A 19407-nucleotide genomic window follows, 5' to 3' on the forward strand; every position below is an offset into this window, starting at 1 on the left:
TCCCCCGAGGTATTTCGGACAAGAAAATGACCGAGCCCGAGTTTCCCTGCGGGCACGGGGGCTTGGCGCGAAGGCGGGGCTGCGTGCCGAGAGGGGTTGAACCCCGCCGCTTGCCGGATATAACGCAGCCAATTTGCGCGGGGCTCACGAAGCCCCTGATTTGCTCTGCCTGAGGGGTCTGCCATGCCGAAAAGAACCGATCTGCAATCCATCATGATCATCGGTGCGGGGCCCATCATCATCGGGCAGGCCTGCGAGTTCGACTACTCCGGCGCCCAGGCCTGCAAGGCGCTGCGGGAAGAGGGCTACCGGGTGATCCTGGTGAACTCCAACCCGGCCACGATCATGACCGATCCGCACATGGCCGATGCCACCTACATCGAGCCGATCACCCCCGAGGTCGTCGCCAAGATCATCGAAAAGGAGCGCCCCGACGCGCTGCTGCCGACGATGGGCGGCCAGACCGGCCTGAACACCGCGCTGGCGCTGGATGACATGGGCGTGCTGGAGAAATTCGGCGTCGAGCTGATCGGCGCCAACCGCGACGCCATCGAGATGGCGGAAGACCGCAAGCTGTTCCGCGACGCCATGGACCGCATCGGCCTGGAGAACCCCAAGGCCACCATCGTGACCTCTCCGAAGCTGGAGAACGGCAAGCGCGACATCGCTGCCGGGATGCAGGACGCCATGGAGGCGCTGGACCATATCGGCCTGCCCGCCATCATCCGCCCCGCCTTCACCCTGGGCGGCACCGGCGGCGGCGTGGCCTACAACCGCGACGACTACATCCACTACTGCCGCTCGGGCATGGAAGCCTCTCCGGTGGGCCAGATCCTGGTCGACGAGAGCCTTCTGGGCTGGAAGGAATACGAGATGGAGGTCGTCCGCGACAAGGCGGACAACGCGATCATCGTCTGCTCGATCGAGAACGTCGATCCGATGGGCGTGCACACCGGCGACTCGATCACCGTGGCCCCGGCGCTGACGCTGACCGACAAGGAATACCAGGCCATGCGCTCGGCCTCGATCGCCGTGCTGCGCGAGATCGGCGTGGAAACCGGCGGCTCGAACGTGCAATGGGCGATCAACCCCGCCGATGGCCGCATGGTGGTGATCGAGATGAACCCGCGGGTGTCGCGTTCCTCGGCGCTGGCCTCCAAGGCCACCGGCTTCCCGATCGCCAAGATCGCCGCCAAGCTGGCGGTGGGCTATACGCTCGATGAGCTGGACAACGACATCACCAAGGTGACGCCGGCCTCCTTCGAGCCGACCATCGACTACGTGGTCACCAAGATCCCGCGCTTTGCCTTCGAGAAATTCGCGGGCTCCGAGCCCAAGCTGTCGACGGCGATGAAATCCGTGGGCGAGGTGATGGCGATCGGCCGGACCTTCCACGAGAGCTTCCAGAAGGCCATGGCCTCCATGGAGACCGGCCTGACCGGCATCGACGAGATCGAGATCGAGGGCGCCCCCGACAAGGCCGCGATCATCAAGGCGCTGTCGCAGCAGACCCCGGACCGCGTCCGCGTCATCGCCCAGGCGATGCGCCTTGGCCTGAGCAACGACGAGATCCAGGGCGCCACGGCCTTCGACCCGTGGTTCCTGGACCGCTTCCGCGAGATCGTCGACTTCGAGGAGAAACTGAAGGCCGAGGGCCTGCCGGTCACCGAAGAGGGCCTGCGCGCCTGCAAGATGATGGGCTTCAGCGATGCGCGCCTGGCCAAGCTGACGGGCCGCGACGAGGACAACATCCGCCGCGCCCGCCACAACCTGAACGTCACCGCCGTCTTCAAGCGCATCGACACCTGCGCCGCCGAGTTCGAGGCCCAGACGCCCTACATGTATTCGACCTACGAAGAGCCCATGATGGGCGAGGTCGAGGACGAGGCGCGTCCCTCGGACAAGAAGAAGGTGGTGATCCTGGGCGGCGGTCCGAACCGGATCGGCCAGGGGATCGAGTTCGACTACTGCTGCTGCCATGCCTGCTTCAGCCTGACCGATGCCGGCTATGAGACCATCATGGTCAACTGCAACCCCGAGACCGTGTCGACCGACTACGACACCTCGGACCGGCTGTATTTCGAACCGCTGACCTTCGAGCATGTGATGGAGATCCTGCGCGTCGAGCAATCGAACGGCAGCCTGCACGGCGTCATCGTCCAGTTCGGTGGCCAGACGCCGCTGAAGCTGGCCAATGCGCTGGAAGAGGCCGGGATCCCGATCCTGGGCACCACGCCGGACGCCATCGACCGCGCCGAGGACCGCGAACGCTTCCAGGAGCTGGTCAACAAGCTGGGCCTGAAGCAGCCGAAGAACGCCATCGCCCATTCCGACGAACAGGCCCTGGCCATCGCCGAGGACATCGGCTTCCCGCTGGTGATCCGCCCCTCCTACGTGCTGGGTGGCCGCGCCATGGAGATCGTGCGCGACATGGACGGCCTGCGCCGCTACATCCGCGACGCCGTGGTCGTCTCGGGCGACAGCCCGGTGCTGCTCGACAGCTACCTCTCGGGTGCAACCGAGATCGACGTCGACGCGCTCTGCGACGGCGAGCAGGTCCATGTCGCCGGCATCATGCAGCATATCGAGGAAGCCGGCGTGCACTCGGGCGACAGTGCCTGCTCTCTGCCGCCCTATTCGCTGAGCGCCGAGATCATCGCGGAGCTGAAGCGCCAGTCCGAGGCCCTGGCCCTGGAACTGGGCGTCGTCGGCCTGATGAACGTGCAATATGCCGTCAAGCCCAACGAAGAGGGCGTCGAAGAGATCTACCTGATCGAGGTCAACCCGCGCGCCTCGCGCACGGTGCCCTTCGTCGCCAAGGCCGTGAACAGCCCGATCGCCACCATCGCCGCCCGCGTCATGGCCGGCGAGAAGCTGTCGACCTTCGATCTGGTGGATCCGCAGATCGACCGCTTCGCCGTCAAGGAAGCCGTGCTGCCCTTCGCCCGTTTCCCGGGCGTCGACACGCTGCTTGGCCCCGAGATGCGCTCCACCGGCGAGGTCATGGGCTCGGACACCTCCTTCGCCCGCGCCTTCCTGAAGGCACAGATGGGCGCAGGCACGATCCTTCCGACCGAGGGCCGCGTCTTCCTGTCGATCCGCGATGCCGACAAGACAGCCGACATGATCGAGGCCGCACGCCTGCTGATCGAGATGGGCTTTGTCATCGTCGCGACCCGCGGCACCGCCGCCTGGCTGAGCGAGGCGGGCCTGTCCTGCGAGACCGTCAACAAGGTCTACGAAGGGCGCCCGAACATCGTCGACCTGCTGAAGGACGATGCCGTCGCGCTGGTGCTCAACACCACCGAAGGCGCCCAGTCGGTCTCCGACTCGCGCGAGATCCGCTCGGTCGCGCTCTACGACAAGATCCCCTACTTCACCACCGCCGCCGGTGCGAAGGCCGCCGTGCGGGCCATGAAGGCCCGCGAGGAAGGGGAACTCACGGTTGCCAGCCTGCAGGAGCTCTGACAGGCTGGCCGGGTGAAAAAGGAGAACCCATGCGTCCCTACATCCGGCTTGCGGCCCTGGGCGCGCTGATCGGCCTTTCGGCCTGCGGCGTGCCCTTCGTCCCGCTGATCTGACGATCGGCTGCACCTTTCGAAACCCGCCCGGGCCCGGCCCGCGGCGGGTTTCTGCTGCCCGGCGGCCTGCCGCCGGTGCGCGCCCGCCAGGGAACCCGGCCCCCGGGGGTCTTCGTTAAGTCTGTGATCCAACCGCAAAACCGCGAAAGGAGCAGACCATGAAAGACCTCTCCAACAACACCGCCCAGGACCTCTGGACCCGCCTCGACAAGGCCACTGCCGGCATGTTGCAGACCGGCCCGGAGCAATTCGACCCGATGGCCCCCTTCGCCGATGCCGAGGAGGGGATGGTATGGTTCATCACCGCCATGGGCACCCAGGCGCACCAGGCCGCAATCGAAAAGCGCGACAGCCGCTTCCTGGTCTGCGACCAGCACGCCCGGCTGCACGCTCATCTGGAGGGGTCCCTGCACGAGGTGTTCCGCCCCGCCAAGCTCGATGCGCTCTGGTCCCCGGTGACGGAGGCCTGGTTCGAACAGGGCCGCGCCGATCCCGCCGTACGGCTGCTCTGTTTCCGCCCGACCCGTGCCGAGGTCTGGCTGACCGAGGGCGGCGCCAGCTTCCTCTACCAGATCGCCCGGGCGCGGCATTCGTCCCGCACCCCCGATATCGGCCACCACGAGGTCCTGACCTTCTGAAGGCCCCTCCCGCGGCGCCTGTCGCTGCGGGAGGCCTTCCCGCGCTTGCCCGCTCCGGCGTCAGAGGGTAACTCCGGCGCCATGGCCAAGCTGCACTTCCATTACTCCACCATGAACGCGGGCAAGAGCACCCTGCTGCTCCAGGCCGCGCACAACTACATTGAGCGGGGCATGCAGACCTACCTGCTGACCGCCCGCATCGACGACCGCGCCGGCGAAGGCCGCATCGCCAGCCGGATCGGCATCGCCAGCCCGGCCGATGCCTTCGATCCCGCCGATGATCTTTTCGCGATGATCTCGGCCCGGCTGGCAGGCGGCCCCTGCGCCTGCATCTTCGTGGACGAGGCCCAGTTCCTGACCCGCACCCAGGTCTGGCAGCTGGCCCGGGTGGTGGATGACCTGGGCACACCTGTGATGTGCTACGGCCTGCGCGTCGATTTCCGCGGCGAGCTCTTCGAAGGCTCCGCCGCCCTCTTGGCGCTGGCCGACGAAATGCGCGAAGTCCGCACGATCTGCCACTGCGGTCGCAAGGCCACGATGGTGGTACGGCGCGGCCCGGATGGCCAGGCCCTGCGCGAAGGCGCCCAGATCCAGATCGGCGGCAATGAAACCTATGTCTCGCTCTGCCGCCGCCACTGGCGCGAGGAGATGGGAGAGCCAACCACCTGAGCGCATCGCCGCCGGAAAGCAAAGATGCCTCCGGCGGGGATATTTATGGCCAGATGATAAAGAGCGCCTGCTCCCTGTCATCTGGCCAAAAATATCCCGGGGGAGGCGCTCCGCAGGAGCGGCGGGGGCAGAGCCCCCTGCCCGGCCCGGCTTCAGTTCACCCGATTGGGCACCGGCTCGCCGGCGAAGAAGGCCCGCAGGTTCTCGACCGCCATGGCGCCCATGCTTTCGCGCACGTCGAGGCAGGCGGTGCCCAGGTGCGGCAGCAGGACGGCATTCTCGTGTTTCAGCAGGCCCTGCGGCACCTTCGGCTCGAACTCGTAGACATCGAGCCCCGCCGCCGCGATCTGGCCCTGATCCAGCGCCGCGATCAGCGCCGCCTCCTCGACGATGTCGCCGCGCGCGATGTTGATCAGCACCGCATGGGACGGCATTGCCTCCAGCACCGAAGCATCGACCATGTGATGGGTCTCGGGGCTGGCCGGGACCGCGACCACCAGGATATCGGCCCAGGCCGCCAGATCGCCCAGGCTGTCGTGGCGGGTGGCCGGGAAGGCCAGATCCTTCTGCGAGCGCGCGACATAGCCCACGTCCATGCCGAAGCCGAAATGGCCCCGGCGGGCGATCGCCTGACCGATCCGGCCCATGCCGAGGATCCCGAGCCTGCGGCCCGTGACATGCATGCCCAGCATCTGCGTCGGGTGCCAGCCGCTCCAGCGGCCCGCGCGCACCAGGCGCTCGGCCTCTCCGGCACGGCGGCAGGCCATCAGGATCAGCGTCATCGCCACATCCGCCGTGGCATCGGTCACCGCGCCGGGCGTGTTGGAGACGGTCACGCCATGGGCGCGGCAGGCCTCGGTGTCGATGTGATTGAAGCCGACCCCGAAATTGGCCAGGATCTTGCAGCGCGGGCGGCCGAAATCCTGCAGCAGGTCCGCCGTCACCACGTCGCCCAGCGTCACCATCATGCCGTCGAACACCGCCAGGCCCGAGCGCAGCTCGGCCCGGGTCATCGGCTGGGTGCTGGGGCGCACCTCGATCTCGAACAGCGCGTCCGCCGCGGCGATGGTCGCCGGCGGCATCGGACGGGAGAGCAGGATGCGCCGTTTCCTCACTGCATCCGCTCCCCGGGGGCAACGTCCTGGTCGGGGGCCAGCAGCACGATCCCGCCCGTCGCATCGGCGACGCCCAGGGTCAGCACCTCGGACATGAAGGGGCCGATCTGGCGCGGCGGGAAGTTCACCACCCCCATCACCATCCGGCCCACCAGGGTTTCCGGCGTGTAATGGGCGGTGATCTGCGCCGAGGTCTTCTTCTCGCCGATCTCGGGGCCGAAATCGATCCAGAGCTTGATCGCCGGCTTGCGGGCCTCGGGGAAGGGTTCCGCGCGTACCACCCGGCCCGCGCGGATATCCACCTTCAGGAAATCATCGAAGGAGATCTCAGCCATTGGCCAGTTCCCGGCCGCGCTCGGTGGCGGCCTTTACGGCCTTCTTCAGCAGCGGCGGGAAGCCCGTCGCCTCGTCCATCAGCACCTCCAGCGCGGCCTGGGTCGTGCCATTGGGCGAAGTCACGTTGATGCGCAGCTGCGTGGGGCTTTCCGAGGCGGCCTCGGCCAGGGCGCCGGCCCCGGCGACGGTGGCCTTGGCCAGCTGCATCGCCATCTCCTCGGGCAGGCCCTCGGCGACGCCGGCGGCGGCCAGGGTCTCGATCAGGTGGAAGACATAGGCGGGGCCGGAGCCCGAAACGCCGGTCACCGCGTCGATCTGGTGCTCGCCCTCAAGGCGCACCACCTGGCCGACAGCCGAGAGCAGCTCTTCGGCCAGGGCCAGGTCCGCTTCGCCGACATTGCCATTGCCGCAGATCGCGGTGATCCCCCGGCCCACGGCGGCGGGCGTGTTGGGCATGGCGCGCACGATCGGGCTGTCCGCCCCGAAGGCGGCCTCGAAGGCGGCGATCTGGGTGCCGGCGGCAATCGAGAGAAAAACCGTCGTGCCGTTGCCAAGTGCCTGAAGACCGGGCAGTGCGGCACCCATCATCTGCGGTTTCACCGCGATGATGGCGACGGCCGGCGCCTCGGGCAGGCCGTCGTTGACATGGACACCGGTGGACTTCAGCCAGTCGGAGGGATGCGGATCCAGCACCCAGACGGACCCGGGTGCCAGACCGTTCGCCAGCCAGCCAGCCAGCATCGCGCTGCCCATCTTGCCACATCCGAGCAAAACCAGGCCATTCGCGGCCACACGTTCCAGTGCCATGATACCCCCTTGGGACTTAATCCTGTCGGGGGAAAGTTTTAAGCGCGCCCGTAGGCCTCTGCAATGGCGACTTCCAGCGCGTCCTTCGGGCTGCGACCGCCCCAGACGTTCAGCTGGAAGGCCGGGTAGAAGCGCTCGGCCGAGCTGACGGCGGCAGAGATCAGCGTGGTGATCTGCTCCTGCGAGGCCAGCTGTTCGCCCGCCAGCAGCAGCCCGTAGCGATAGACCATCAGCTGCTGATCCGCCCAGAAGGTGAAGGAGCCCGCCCAGCACTGGTCGTTGACGTGGTTCAGCAGCTCGTAGAGCCCCGGCAGCGCCTCGGCGGGGGGTTCCATTTCGAAGGTACAGACGAGGCGCAGCGTCTCGTCATAGGCGGACCACGCAAGGGTCACGGAGTAGGTCCGCCACTGGCCTTCCACGGCCATGGCGATCTGGTCTTCGCCGATCCGGTCGAACTCCCATTCCTGGTGTTCGGCAAGGGTCTCGACGATGTCGATCGGGTGCAGTTCTTCGGAGATGAAGGTTTCGGACAGTGCCATGACGCCACCTCATTCGTGCGTAGCGCGAAGGGGTTGGCTCCCCCCCTAACGCTAGGTGCCTGCTCAAGAAACGGGGACGATTTCCCTGCCTCATACGAGATATGGTGGGCCTCACCCTGCAACCTGTAAAGCCGTTATTTGGGGATAAGGAAGATTTGTTGTGGATAGAGAAATGGCTTTTTAACACTCTCGCCGGTTTTCGGGGCAGAGGTGTACAGGATCGTATGCAATCCCGCCCCTGCGGCAGGGGTGCTGAAAAGCGGGGCAGGCGCGGGGTGGACGCCCGCGCCTGTTCGCCGTGCAGGCGATTCCCTCAGCTGAAATCGACCGGCAGGTTGAAGCTGTAGCTGGCCTCCTTCAGCTGCGCGGGCGCCTTAGGCATCCTGCCGGCGCGCTGCACCGCCGAAAGCGCGGCCTGGTCGAAGGCGGCCTCTCCGGAAGAGCGCACCACGCTGGCGCCCAGCAGCCGGCCATCGGGGGCCACGGTCAGGCGTACCACGACGCGCCCGGAACTGCCGCGCATCGCGCCGGGGAAGCGCTTTTTCCGCTCGATCCAGCCCCGGATCTTGGCACCCCAGACGGCCTCCAGCCGGGCCTCTTCCTTGCCCTTGCCGGTGCGCACGCTGCCAGAGCTGTTGCCGGCCTGCGCCGAGCCGCCGGACCCTGCGGCGCGCTGCGTGACGCCACCCTCGCCGCCCTTGCGGGCAGCCTGGGTGACCGGGCCGGGCACGGCCTTCTCGGGCTTCTTCTGCGGTTCGGGGGCAAGATCCTGCGGACGCGGCATCGGGCGGCGGGCCTCGGTGGGGGCGGCGCTGTCGGGCTGGGCCTCGGCGACCTCCTCCTGGGGCTGGGGCTCGGGCTCGGGTTCAGGCGGGGCCTCGGCCACGGGAGGCGGATCGGGTTGCGGCGGCGGCGGCACCTCGGTCTCGATCTTCGGCAGGGCGACGGTATCGGGCTGCTGCGCGGCCAGATCCAGCTGCGGCATCGCCGGGGGCGGCGCGTCGGGCTGCGGCGTGGTAACCGGGGTCGGCGGCGGCGTGTCCTGGGGCACCGGCTCGACCTGCTGGGTGGTCTCGGGCGGGGTTTCCCATTGCTGGACCATGGCGATGGTGCCGGGGGCGGCGCCCTTCAGCGACACCAGCGCATCGCCCCCCTGCCCGCCGGCATCGCTGCCGGTGTCCTGGGCGGGAAGGCGGATCGCCAGGGCCACGTGCAGGCCCACGGCCAGGGTCAGGAAGACGGCGCCCTCGGCCAGGCGTCTGGGCAGGGCGCTCATTGCGGGGCCACCACCAGGGCGACGTTCTTCAGCCCGGCCTCGGACAGCTCCTTCAGCACATGGGCCACGGTCTTGGCCTCGGCGGCGCCATCGGCGCGCAACTGCGGCGTGCCCGGGACGTCGCGGGTCTCGGCCACGAAGGCGGCGATCGCGGCGGGGCCTTCCTGCCCCATGTAGCCCAGCTGCCCCTCGGACGAGAGGTAGAGGACGCCGGTGCCCTCGGCCTCGGTGCCCTCGGCGGCCTGGGGCGGCGTCACCTTGAAGGGCTCCGCCGGGGTCAGCCTTGAGGTCATCAGGAAGAAGATCAGCAGCAGGAACACCACGTTGATCATCGGCACGATGGATTCGGCGCGCGGGCGGCGCGGCGGGGGCGTGAAATTCATCACGGTCATCGGATCACTCCACCAGCACGAGGTTCGAATGGCCGGCAGCACGCAGCTGCCCCGCCACATCGACCACGCGCTGCAACTTGGCGCCCTCGGCGCCGCGCAGGATGATGGTGTCCTGCGGTTTCGCGGTCAGGCTTTCGATCTTGGCGGCCAGCTCGGACGCGGGGATCGTGACGCCGTTGACCTTCACCCCCTCGGGCAGGACATCGACCAGGCGCGGCGGGCCTTCGTAGCCCTGCCCGCCGGAGGCCAGCGGCAGCGGCAGCACCTGGTCGACACCAAAGCGCGAGGCCAGCATGAAGAAGACCAGCAGCAGGAACACCACGTCGATCATCGGCGTGAGAGACGGCTTGCGGCGCGGTCGGGGCGTATCGTCGGTAAAGCTCATGGCGCGGGGCCCGTCCGGTCCCTACTGCGCCGCAAGCTTGGTGATACGGGCCGAGGCCTGCCCCTCGCCGGGGATCTCGGCCACGAAGATGCGGGCGGCCAGGTCCTCAAGATCAGTGCGCAGGTTCTCAAGCACGGCCTCGAACCAGGTCAGCGCCGCCGAGGCCGGGATGGCGACGGCCATGCCCGCGGCGGTGGTCAGCAGGGCTTCCCAGATCCCGCCGGCCAGCATCGAGGGGTCGGCGCTGCTGCCGGCCTCCTGAAGCGCCTGGAAGGCCGAGATCATGCCCATCACCGTGCCCAGCAGACCCAGCAGCGGCGCCACGGTCGAGATCAGTTCGAGCGCGCGCAGCGCCACCCCCTGAGAGGCGATCAGCGACTTGGCGATGCGGGCGGTCTCTTCGCGGGCGGCGGTCTCGTCCAGCGACAGGCGGGCACGCATGGCCCCGCGCACCAGCCGCGAGCGCAGCCCCGAGCGCCCCTCGATCGAGGCGAGCGCCCGCGCGGCATCGCCGCCCTCCCAGGCATCCACCGCCCGGCGCGAGGCCCGGCGCGACCAGGCGCCGGCGGCGATCAGGCGCCAGATCTTCCACAGGATCACCGCCACGGTGATGACCGAAAGCGCGGCAATCGCCCAGATCGAGGGGCCGCCGGTGATCAGGAAGTCCATGGTCCGATCCAGCGCGCCCTGCACGCCGGTGGCGGGTTCCGGAGCGGCTTCGGGCAGCGCGGCCGGCACGGTTTCGGAATTTGACTCCGCAGTCGAAACTTTTTCTTCGGAGTCTGCGACGGAACCCGCCGGTTCATCCGTAGAACCAGCGGAAGCGGCGGGGGAGATGTCCCCTGCGGGGCTGACGGGCGCGGCATCTGCCCCGCCCGTCAGAGCCGGAGCCCCGTCGTTTTCCACCTGCTGGGGCGCCGTCAGCACGGGGCTGTCGCTGCCGACCTGCGGTGCGGCGTCCTGGGCGCTCAGCGGAAGGGCAAGGCCCATGGCGAGGGTCAGCCCAAGGGCCAGACGGGAAGCGGCCATCTCGATCTCCATCACTAGGCGCCTTCGGGAAGGATCGGCGCTGCGGAATTGTCCGGAATGCCCCGCAACAGGAAGAGGCCCGCAGCCGGCGCCCCTTGGCGCGGCACGGGAAATCTGGGGGGCAGGAGGCTGGCTGCGCTGAGAAACCGGGAAATGCGCGGCGGCTGGCGTTCCTACGCAGACCTAGAATAACCGACAAAAGCAGTCAACTATAAACCCCGGGGCAGCCCCCCGAGGCGCGCAATGGCGCGGATGCGCTCAGACCAGAACCTGGGGCCGCCCGCCGATCACCGAGACCTCGGCATCGGTGCCGAAGACATCGCGCAGCAGCGCGGTATCGACGATCTGCGCGGGCGTGCCCTGGGCGGCGACGCGCCCGTCCTTCAGCGCGACGATGCGGTCGGCGAAGGCGCTGGCATAGTTGATGTCGTGCAGCACGATGACGATGGTCTTGCCGTCCTTGTCCGCCATCTCGCGCAGCAGGCGCATCAGGCTGCGGGCCCCGGCAATGTCGAGGTTGTTCAGCGGCTCGTCCAGCAGCAGGTAGTCGGTGTCCTGCGCGAAGGCCATGGCGACGAAGGCGCGCTGGCGCTGCCCGCCCGACACCTCGTCCAGGAAGCGATCCGCGATGGGCAGCAGGCCGAACCGCTCCAGCGCGGCCTCGATCAGGGCGCGATCCTGGGCGCCGGGGCGGCCCTGGTGCCAGGGGTAACGGCCAAAGCTGACCAGTTCGCGCACCCTTAGCCGGGCCGAGACATGGGTGCTTTGCGCCATGATCGCCAGCACCTTGGCCAGATCGCGGTCGGAACAGGCGCCGATCTTCAGGGTTTCCACCGTGATCTCGCCCTGTTTCAGCGGCGCGAGGCGCGCAACCAGCGACAGCAGCGTCGACTTGCCCGCCCCGTTGGGGCCGATCAGGGCGGTGATCCCGCCCTTGGGGATATCAAGGTCGATGCCATGCAGGATCCGGGCCTTGCCGATTGCATGGTGCACGTCGCGGATCCGGATCATGCGCGTCTCCGTTTCACCAGAAGGAAGAGGAAGAGCAGCCCGCCGATCAGCTCGATCACCACGGTAAGCGGCGTGCTGAGATCGAGGAAACGCTCCATCACGGTCTGGCCGGCGACCAGCAGGATGCAGCCGGTCAGCGCCGCCGAGGGGATCAGGGTCGAATGCCGCTCGGTCGGGGTCAGCACATGGGCCAGCGCCGTGGCGATCAGCCCGAAGAAGTTCGCAGGCCCCCCGCCCCCGCCCGACATCGGGCCGACCAGCGCGGTTGCGGCGGCCACCAGCAGGCAGATCAGCACCAGCGCCTGGGCCTGCCCGCGCGCCGGGCGTTCGCCAAGGCCGGTGGCCGGGACCTCTCCCAGCCCCAGCACGTCAAGGCGCGCGCGCATCCGCCAGGCCAGCCACAGCACCGGCACGGTGACCGCCGCCGTCAGCGCCAGCAGCTTGGGATCGACCGAGGTGAAGCGGGCAAAGCTGATCGACTGCACGACCGAGAATTCGGAGGGGTCGATCATGCGTTGCAGGAATTCGGTGATCGAGCGCAGCAGGATGCCCAGGATGATGCCGGTCAGCACCAGCCGCATCATGTCGCCGCGCGCGCCCCGCCGCAGCAGGGTGAACAGCAGGAGCCCCAGCAGCGTCATGCCGGTGACGTTGATCGCGAACAGCACGACCGAGGGGATGGCGGCAAAGCCCGCCGAGCCGAACAGGTGCACGACCGAGGTCAGCACCAGGATGTAAAGCGCGTCGAACCCCATGACCGAGGGCGTCAGGATGCGGTTCGCGGTGATGGTCTGGAACAGCACGGTCGCCACCGACAGGCAGGTGCCCACCAGCAGCATCGCCCCCAGCTTCTGGGCGCGGAACGGCAGCAGGAAGCTCCAGGCGCCCTGGGCATCGACCAGCATGTAGAGGGCCGAGACCGCGACCAGCACGGCGGCAAGGGCGATCAGTCGTTTAGCCATGGCGCGGCTCGCTGTAGAGCAGGATCAGGAAGACCAGCGCCCCGGCCAGGCCCACGACGGTGGCCACCGGGATCTCGAACGGGGCGCGCAGGATGCGGCCCAGGATGTCGCCCGCCAGCACCAGCGCCGCCCCCGAGAACGCCGCCACCGGCAGCGCCCGGCGCAGGTTGTCGCCCATGCGGCGCGCGACGATATTGGGGATCACCAGCCCGACGAAGGGAATGGCGCCCAGCGTCACCACGACCATCGCCGTGGTGATCGAGATCGCCCCGAGGCCCGCCGCCGAGACCAGCCCGACGTTCAGGCCAAGCCCGCGCGCGGCGTCCTCGCCCAGGCTGAGGACGGTGATCCGGTCGGCGATGAACCAGGTGACCCCGGCGGAAATGGCGGCAACCCAGAGCAGCTCATACCGCCCCTGCAGCACGCCCGACAGCTCTCCGGTCAGCCAGGTGCCGATGAACTGCATCATGTCGCCCTGATAGGCGAAATAGGTGACGAAGGCGCCGATCACCCCGCCGTAGACCAGCGCCACCAGCGGCACCAGCAGCGGCTGGGTCGGCGGCAGCGGCCGGATCAGCAGCATCAGCCCGGCGGTGCCGATCAGCGTGGTCAGCGCGGCAATGCCCATCTTGGCCCAGATCGCGGTCGCCGGGAACAGCAGCGCGGCGATCAGGATGCCGAGCGCGGCGCTCTGGCCGGCACCTGCGGTCATCGGCTCCACGAAGCGGTTGCGGGCGAGGATCTGCATGATCTGGCCGCAGACCGCCAGCGCGCCCCCCGCCAGCAGCGCCGCCAGGGTACGCGGGATGCGCGACACCACCAGCAGCTTCTGGCCCTCGGGATCGGTCAGCAGGTCGCGCAGCGTGACCGGCACGGCGCCGGTCATCAGCGAGACCAGCGCGAGCGCGGCCAGCAGCCCGAAGGCCAGGGTCCAGCGCAGGGGTGTCAGGACTGCGCCCCCTTCAGCGCCGAGGTGATCTGATCCAGCGTCACCATCAGCGACTGCACGCCACCGGCGCCGACATAGGCCTCCGGGGTGGAGAGGTAGACGACCTTGCCGGTCTTCCAGGCCTTGGTGCCCTGCACCAGCGCATTGTCGAGGGTCTGCTGCGCCGATTGCGCCCCCTCGCCCACCGTGGTGCCGCGGTCGATGACCAGGATCGTGTCGGGATCGGCCTGGGCGATGAATTCGAACGAGACGGGCTCGCCATGGCGCGAGGCCTCCAGGCCCTGAACGGCCTGGGGCCAGTCAAGGTTGGAGTTGATCCAGCCAAAGCGGCTGTCCGCGCCGAAGGCGGTCACCTTCGGGCCGTTGGCGAGCAGGATCATCACCTTGCCGCCATTCTTGGCGACCTGGGCCTTGGCCTCGTCCAGCTTGGCCTGCAGCAGCACCTTCAGCGACTCGGCCTGCTCGGCCTTGTCGAACAGCCCGGCATAGGCGGAGAGCCGCGCCAGCCCGTCGGCCACCGCGTCATCGCCGATGCTCATGTCGGCGACCGGGGCGATCCGGGACAGGGTGGCGTTCTGGGCCTCGGCGCGCAGCCCGGTGATGATCAGGTCGGGGCGCAGCGCCGCGACCTTCTCCAGGTCGGCCTCGAACATGGTGCCGACGGAGGGGACGTCATTGACTTCCTTCTCCAGCGCCGAAACGAACAGCGGCGTCGCGACCCCGGCCATCGGCACGTCCAGCGCGGCCAGCGTGTCGATCGCGGCGACGTCCAGAACCACCAGCGTCTTCGGCACGGCCTTCAGGGTGATCGGACCCTTCGCGGTCTCCAGCGTCAGCGCCTCGGCGGCCAGCGCGGGCCCGGCCAGGGCACAGGCGAGCGGCAGCGCCACCCCTCCCATCAGGACCCTGCGGCGGCTCAGCACGGGGCGGGGGGAAGAGATTGCGGTCATGGCTGTCTCCGGTAGCTGGGGCGGGATGCGCCGAAGCGTGAATCCTGCCTCCGGGGCTAGACCGGGGAACCGGAAGGGTCAAGCGCATACCTTACCAAAAGGATCGGATAAGCGCTCTTGCACCACCGGGGGCGGCGCCGTGCGCAACACGGCGGAAGACCGGAACGCGCCGGGGAAAAGTGTCCGTTCAGAACGCCTTGAAGGTCAGCGTGGTGAGGGTCCTTTCGACCCCCTCGATGCCGGCGAAGCACTGGTTGACGAAGTGGCCGACATCGCCGCCTTCCGGCGGATAGACCTTGATCAGAAGGTCGAATTCGCCCGAGGTCGAGTAGAGTTCGGAATGGAATTCGCGCAGCGCCAGGGCCTCGGCGACCTTGTAGGTGAGGCCGGGGGTGCAGCGGACCTGGATGAAAAGCGGCGTGGCCATGGGGATGTCCTTCGGATCTGAACCTGTGCGGAGCGGCTCCGCGGCGCCAGATTGCGCGCCCGGCGCGCCGGGTGCAAGCACGCCGCTGCGACAGCACGTCGCGCAAGCGTGACAGGGCGTCAGCCCGCCGTGGGCGCGGCTTCAGGCAAAACCCCCGCCCGGGCGGGGCCGGACGGGGGCGCAAAGGGCGGGCAGCCGCCGGGTTCAGGCCGGGGCGGCCCCGTTCTGCAGCCCGGTCGAGGTATCGGCCGGTTCGGTCGTATCGGTGCCGGTCCAGCGGGCCAGCAGCGCGCGATAGGCCAGCACGACCTCCGAGGGGGCGGTCTCTTCCGGGCTGACGAACAGGCCGCGCCCGATCGGCTGCGAGGACAGAGAGATGATCCAGGGTGCCAGCAGCATCGGCACGCCGACGGGCAGCATCCAGATCAGCAGCTCGGGGGCGATGTACCACACCAGCGCCAGGGCGGCGGCCCCGAAGACCTGGATCCAGGCGGTGGCGGCAAAGCCCTCGGCCAGGGACAGGCGGCCTTCGCCGCGCTGGTTGGCAGGCCAGCCGCCGTCCCGGCCCGAAAGCACCTGAAGCACGGCCTTCGACTGGTACATCAGCATCACCGGCGCCATCATCGAGGACAGCAGCAGCTCGATCACCACCGAGGCCGCGAGCTTGCCGGCCCCGCCGTAGCCCCGGGCCCGGCCCGAGGCGGCCGAGATGCCCAGGATCGCCAGCTTCGGCACCACCAGCAGGCCGAAGATGCCGATGCCGAGCGCGATGATCTGCTGCGTGCGATCCGACGGGAAGACCGGGAACAGCTGGTAGGGGTCGGGGAAATAGTCGGGCAGCGGCGCCATGATCGTGGCGATCACCGAGGCGATCAGGAACAGCCCCCAGATCAGCGAGACGATATAGGCGAAGATCCCCTGCACGAAGACGAAGCGCGACCAGGCGCGCAGCCCCGGCGCGGTCAGCAGGCGGATGTGCTGAAGGTTGCCCTGGCACCAGCGGCGGTCGCGCTTGGCGAAGGCCAGGATGTTGTCGGGGCCTTCCTCGAACGAGCCTTCGATGGTTTCATCCACCTGCACGGTCCAGCCGGCGCGCGCCAGCAGCGCGGCCTCGACATAATCGTGCGACAGGATGTGACCGCCGAAGGGCGGCTTGCCGGCCAGCGGCGGCAGCGCGCAGCTTTCGGCGAAGGCCTTCACGCGGATGATGGCATTGTGGCCCCAGAACGGACCGGTCTTGCCCTGCATCCGCGCCAGCCCGCGCGAGAAGACCGGGCTGAAGAAGCTGGCGGCGAACTGCTGCGCCCGCCCGAACAGCGAGGTCGAGCCGGTGATCTTCGGCAGGGTCTGCAACAGGCCCATGTTCGGATCGGCCTGCATCCGCGCGATCATCTGGCGGATGGTCTGGCCTTCCATCAGGCTGTCGGCATCCAGGATCACGGCGAATTCGTAGGCCCCCCCCGAATTGCGGATGAAATCCTCGATATTGCCGGCCTTGCGGCCCCGGTTGTCCTGGCGGCGGCGGTAGTAGATCCGCCCTGCCCCGTCGGTTTCCTGCAGCAGCCGCGCGAAGGCGGCGCGCTCGGCGCGGAAGTTGTCCTCATCGCGGGTGTCCGAGAGCACGGCGATGTCAGAAACCACGCCGGCAGCGCGCATCGAGGCATCCATCACCGCGATCCGCGCGAAGGTCTGCACCGGGTCCTCGTTGCAGATCGGCACCAGAACGACGCAGCTGTCGCCGGGGCGGTACAGCGCGCGCTCGGCCTTGCCGAAGCTTTTCGGGCGCGGCGCCAGCCCCAGCAGCGCCATGGCGGCGCCCCAGGACAGCCAGGCCGTCGTCACGAAGATCAGGAAGGCGCGCACCACGTCCCAGACATCCAGACCATCCTCGACCGCGGCTTCGGCCAGAAGCACGGTGGCTGTGATCGCGGCGACAAGGGCGAACAGGATGGCGGCAAGCCGGTACAGGGGGGTCGGATCGAAGCGCATGGCTGGGCTCCTCGGACGGGACCCAGAGCAGCGCGGGTCCGGTAAAGGGAAAATCGCGTCCCGGTGGGAGGACCGGGGCGCGATCAGTGTGGCAGCAGCAGCAGAGAACGCTCAGGCAACGTGCAGGAAGGAAAACGCGCGGGCCAGCAGGCCGGGACGGCGATCGGCGCGGGGCTCGGCCTCAAGCTGCTGGCGCGGCATGTCCAGGGGTGCAAGCGGCGGTTCCCAGGCACTGGCCTCGTAGGCCGTGATGTCCTGCTTGTCGTTCTCGATGCTCAGGTCGAAACTCATGATGACTTTCACTCCTTCATCCATTGATAGACCCAGGTTTCGCTCAGCCGGCGCCCGTAACCGTTCAAGCTCGCCTTGATTTCCATGATGTCATCCCCGGGGGATTCGACATCGATCGCCAACCGCCAGATGTCCTGCCCTTCGATGGGCGAGACAATGGCTTCGGTGACCTTGCCGCCGGAGACCTCGATCTCAGGTTTAACCGTCGCGTCGGCCGGAAGTTCCGCCATTAGTCCGCCCACGTAGTCGATGACGAACTTTCGGCGGCCTTTTGCCGGTGTACTGCCCGCAACTCCGGCATGGCCGGACCGCGTACGGATCACTTGCGCAAGCTCATGATTTTCGGAGCCCGGGGACATGCCCCAGGCCATCCGGTAGGACAGGTCGTAGCTTGCGCCTTTGACGAACTTGTCCTTTGGGACCCAGAAGGCGACGATGTTGTCGTTGCCTTCCTGGTCCGATGGGATCTCCACCAGGCAGATGTTGCCCTCGCCCCAGTCGCCCTGCGGCTCGATGGTCAGCGAGGGGCGCAGATCGTAGCGCGCCTGGGCATCGAGGTAATCCGCGAAGATCCGGTTGCGCTGGATCAGACCGAATTTCTTCGGGTTCATCGCCCAGAGGTAGGAGGTGGCCAGCCGCGGCGGGTTCTTCAGCGGCCGGAAGAAGGTCTCGTTCGCGCCGGTCTGCAGGATCAGCGCATCGCTGTCGTGCACGCCGGGGCGGAAATCCTCGAAATCGCCACGGTCGGGCCCGCCGAACAGGAACATCGAGGTCAGCGGCGCGATGCCCACCTGCTGGATGTCGTTGCGGGTGAACAGCTTGACCTTGACGTCCATGATCGTGGTCTCGCCGGGGCGGATGGTGAAGGCATAGGCCCCGGTGCAGCTTTCGCTTTCCAGCGAGGCATAGACCCGCGCCACCGGCTGGCCGGGCGCCGGGCGCTCAAGCCAGAAGGCAGTGAAGCGGGGGAATTCCTCGTTGCCGGACAGGCCGGTGTTCACGGCCAGGCCGCGGGCCGACAGGCCGTAGCGGTTGTCGCGGCCAAGCGCGCGGAAGTAGGAGGCGCCCAGGAAGGCCACCAGCTCGTCGAACTTGTCGGCGCGGTTCAGCTGCGCGTTCAGGCGGAAGCCCGCAACGCCCGGCATCGCGAAGTTGTCGGGGATCTCGACGTTCAGCGGCTTGTGGTAGATGAAATCCGTGGTGTTGAAGATCATCGGCGTGGCCTGGCCATCGACGACCTCGTACAGCTCCACCGGAGCCTTGTAGAGCCAGCCCAGCTGGTAGGCCAGCACGCGGAATTCCTGGCCCTCGTCCTGCCAGCGGGCCTTCGCGGGGTCGAACTGGATGCGCTGGTAGCTGTCGTAGTCGAGCTTGGTCAGGAAGCCCTGCGGCGCCTCGGGCTTGCGCGGCGCCTGCGTGGAGAGCTGCTGCATCTGCTCGGCCAGCCAGTCGAAGCTGAAAGGCTGCTTGGCGGGCACCGCCGGCTGGGCCGGGGCGGCGGCATCGGCATTCTGATCCGTCTGGGCGGGTTGTTCCTGGGCCAGCGCAGGCAGGCCGACAACGGCCAGCGCCGACGACCCGGCAAGCTGACGCAGCAGGCGCCGACGGGAGGGCGACGCCAGATGGCGCAGGGAAGAAGAGGATCGCTGCCCCGGGCGGGAGGTCCGGGAGGGCAGGTCAGATCGGTGCATATGCTTTCCTCGAGTGCTTCATGTCGTCCAGGCGGGAGGCCTTATACAAAATTGTTCCAATGACGCCCTGGGGCAATCCGATATCCGGCATGTGGCGGGAGCTTGCCCAGACATCGCGATGCCAACGCGAACGTGATGGAATTGGTTCAGGGGCGGCGGCGAAACATTGTTGCTCTCGGTAGGAAAGTCGGGGATTTACAGTGTGATTCCCACGGCTTGGGACTGCGCAAAATATTGCTAATCGCCCCTTTCGCACCAGTGGGTAGATGCCGCGCGCCGTCGCGGAATAGGCCATTTTCCGCCAGAGCGCGTGTTGCAATCACGACTTCCCCGTTTCGGAGCCCGCTCACGCCGCCTCACATTACAGAAA

At 68.1% G+C, this 19407-nt stretch carries 19 protein-coding genes; 3 read left to right on the forward strand and 16 right to left on the reverse strand.

Features of this window, described 5'->3' with window-relative positions:
* Positions 1-183 precede the first annotated feature (183 nt).
* The 3 genes from carB (at position 184) to KM176_RS13775 (ending at position 4888) form a co-directional block, all read left to right on the forward strand.
* Positions 184-3468, forward strand: a complete 3285-nt coding sequence (gene carB, locus KM176_RS13765) for a carbamoyl-phosphate synthase large subunit (RefSeq protein ID WP_160894033.1) — start codon at positions 184-186, stop codon at positions 3466-3468.
* A 271-nt stretch (positions 3469-3739) separates the two neighbouring features.
* Positions 3740-4219 (forward strand): pyridoxamine 5'-phosphate oxidase family protein, encoded by a 480-nt coding sequence (locus KM176_RS13770; RefSeq protein ID WP_160894031.1) that lies wholly within the window; start codon positions 3740-3742, stop codon positions 4217-4219.
* An 81-nt stretch (positions 4220-4300) separates the two neighbouring features.
* Positions 4301-4888, forward strand: coding sequence for a thymidine kinase (locus tag KM176_RS13775; RefSeq protein WP_160894029.1), 588 nt, complete (start codon positions 4301-4303; stop codon positions 4886-4888).
* A 152-nt stretch (positions 4889-5040) separates the two neighbouring features.
* Here the strand turns inward: KM176_RS13775 and KM176_RS13780 are convergent, their stop codons facing one another.
* The 16 genes from KM176_RS13780 to KM176_RS13855 all read right to left on the reverse strand — a co-directional run bounded on the left by KM176_RS13780 (position 5041) and on the right by KM176_RS13855 (position 19037).
* Positions 5041-6003 carry a 2-hydroxyacid dehydrogenase gene (locus KM176_RS13780; protein WP_311136151.1) on the reverse strand — a complete coding sequence of 321 codons (963 nt, stop codon included), beginning with the start codon at positions 6001-6003 and terminating at the stop codon, positions 5041-5043.
* The gene (locus KM176_RS13785; protein ID WP_160894027.1) at positions 6000-6338 is read right to left on the reverse strand and encodes a tRNA-binding protein; all 339 of its coding nucleotides are present in this window, start codon (positions 6336-6338) and stop codon (positions 6000-6002) included. The genes KM176_RS13780 and KM176_RS13785 overlap by 4 nt, the downstream gene beginning before the upstream one ends.
* Complete coding sequence (gene proC / locus KM176_RS13790) at positions 6331-7146, reverse strand: pyrroline-5-carboxylate reductase (protein WP_160894025.1); 816 nt, start codon at positions 7144-7146, stop codon at positions 6331-6333. Before proC ends, KM176_RS13785 begins: the two co-directional genes overlap by 8 nt.
* A 38-nt stretch (positions 7147-7184) precedes the next feature.
* Positions 7185-7685: a type III secretion system chaperone family protein gene (locus KM176_RS13795; RefSeq protein WP_160894024.1), complete on the reverse strand. Its 501-nt coding sequence runs from the start codon at positions 7683-7685 to the stop codon at positions 7185-7187.
* A 313-nt stretch (positions 7686-7998) separates the two neighbouring features.
* A complete protein-coding gene (locus KM176_RS13800; protein ID WP_160894022.1) occupies positions 7999-8961 on the reverse strand; it encodes a cell envelope integrity protein TolA in 963 nt (320 codons plus the stop codon).
* Entirely contained in the window at positions 8958-9353 is a 396-nt protein-coding gene (locus KM176_RS13805) for an ExbD/TolR family protein (protein WP_311136150.1), read from the reverse strand. Before KM176_RS13805 ends, KM176_RS13800 begins: the two co-directional genes overlap by 4 nt.
* A gap of 4 nt (positions 9354-9357) precedes the next feature.
* Positions 9358-9738, reverse strand: a complete 381-nt coding sequence (locus KM176_RS13810) for an ExbD/TolR family protein (protein ID WP_160894020.1) — start codon at positions 9736-9738, stop codon at positions 9358-9360.
* 21 nt (positions 9739-9759) lie between these two features.
* Positions 9760-10767, reverse strand: coding sequence for a MotA/TolQ/ExbB proton channel family protein (locus tag KM176_RS13815; RefSeq protein WP_236045309.1), 1008 nt, complete (start codon positions 10765-10767; stop codon positions 9760-9762).
* Between the two features lie 258 nt (positions 10768-11025).
* Positions 11026-11778 (reverse strand): iron ABC transporter ATP-binding protein, encoded by a 753-nt coding sequence (locus KM176_RS13820; protein ID WP_160894016.1) that lies wholly within the window; start codon positions 11776-11778, stop codon positions 11026-11028.
* Positions 11775-12740, reverse strand: coding sequence for an iron chelate uptake ABC transporter family permease subunit (locus KM176_RS13825; RefSeq protein WP_160894014.1), 966 nt, complete (start codon positions 12738-12740; stop codon positions 11775-11777). Before KM176_RS13825 ends, KM176_RS13820 begins: the two co-directional genes overlap by 4 nt.
* The gene (locus tag KM176_RS13830; RefSeq protein WP_375372121.1) at positions 12733-13680 is read right to left on the reverse strand and encodes an ABC transporter permease; all 948 of its coding nucleotides are present in this window, start codon (positions 13678-13680) and stop codon (positions 12733-12735) included. The genes KM176_RS13825 and KM176_RS13830 overlap by 8 nt, the downstream gene beginning before the upstream one ends.
* Before the next feature lie 5 nt (positions 13681-13685).
* Complete coding sequence (locus KM176_RS13835; RefSeq protein ID WP_236045311.1) at positions 13686-14639, reverse strand: siderophore ABC transporter substrate-binding protein; 954 nt, start codon at positions 14637-14639, stop codon at positions 13686-13688.
* A 187-nt stretch (positions 14640-14826) separates the two neighbouring features.
* Entirely contained in the window at positions 14827-15066 is a 240-nt protein-coding gene (locus tag KM176_RS13840; protein WP_160894012.1) for an Lrp/AsnC ligand binding domain-containing protein, read from the reverse strand.
* A gap of 204 nt (positions 15067-15270) precedes the next feature.
* Positions 15271-17055 carry a glucans biosynthesis glucosyltransferase MdoH gene (mdoH, locus tag KM176_RS13845; protein ID WP_160894011.1) on the reverse strand — a complete coding sequence of 595 codons (1785 nt, stop codon included), beginning with the start codon at positions 17053-17055 and terminating at the stop codon, positions 15271-15273.
* A gap of 111 nt (positions 17056-17166) precedes the next feature.
* The gene (locus tag KM176_RS13850) at positions 17167-17346 is read right to left on the reverse strand and encodes a hypothetical protein (RefSeq protein WP_160894009.1); all 180 of its coding nucleotides are present in this window, start codon (positions 17344-17346) and stop codon (positions 17167-17169) included.
* An 8-nt stretch (positions 17347-17354) separates the two neighbouring features.
* On the reverse strand, positions 17355-19037 hold the full coding sequence (locus tag KM176_RS13855) for a glucan biosynthesis protein (RefSeq protein ID WP_160894007.1): 1683 nt from the start codon (positions 19035-19037) through the stop codon (positions 17355-17357).
* Positions 19038-19407: the final 370 nt, after the last annotated feature.

The organism is Pseudooceanicola endophyticus (genome assembly GCF_018760365.1).
Lineage (GTDB): Bacteria > Pseudomonadota > Alphaproteobacteria > Rhodobacterales > Rhodobacteraceae > Pseudooceanicola > Pseudooceanicola endophyticus.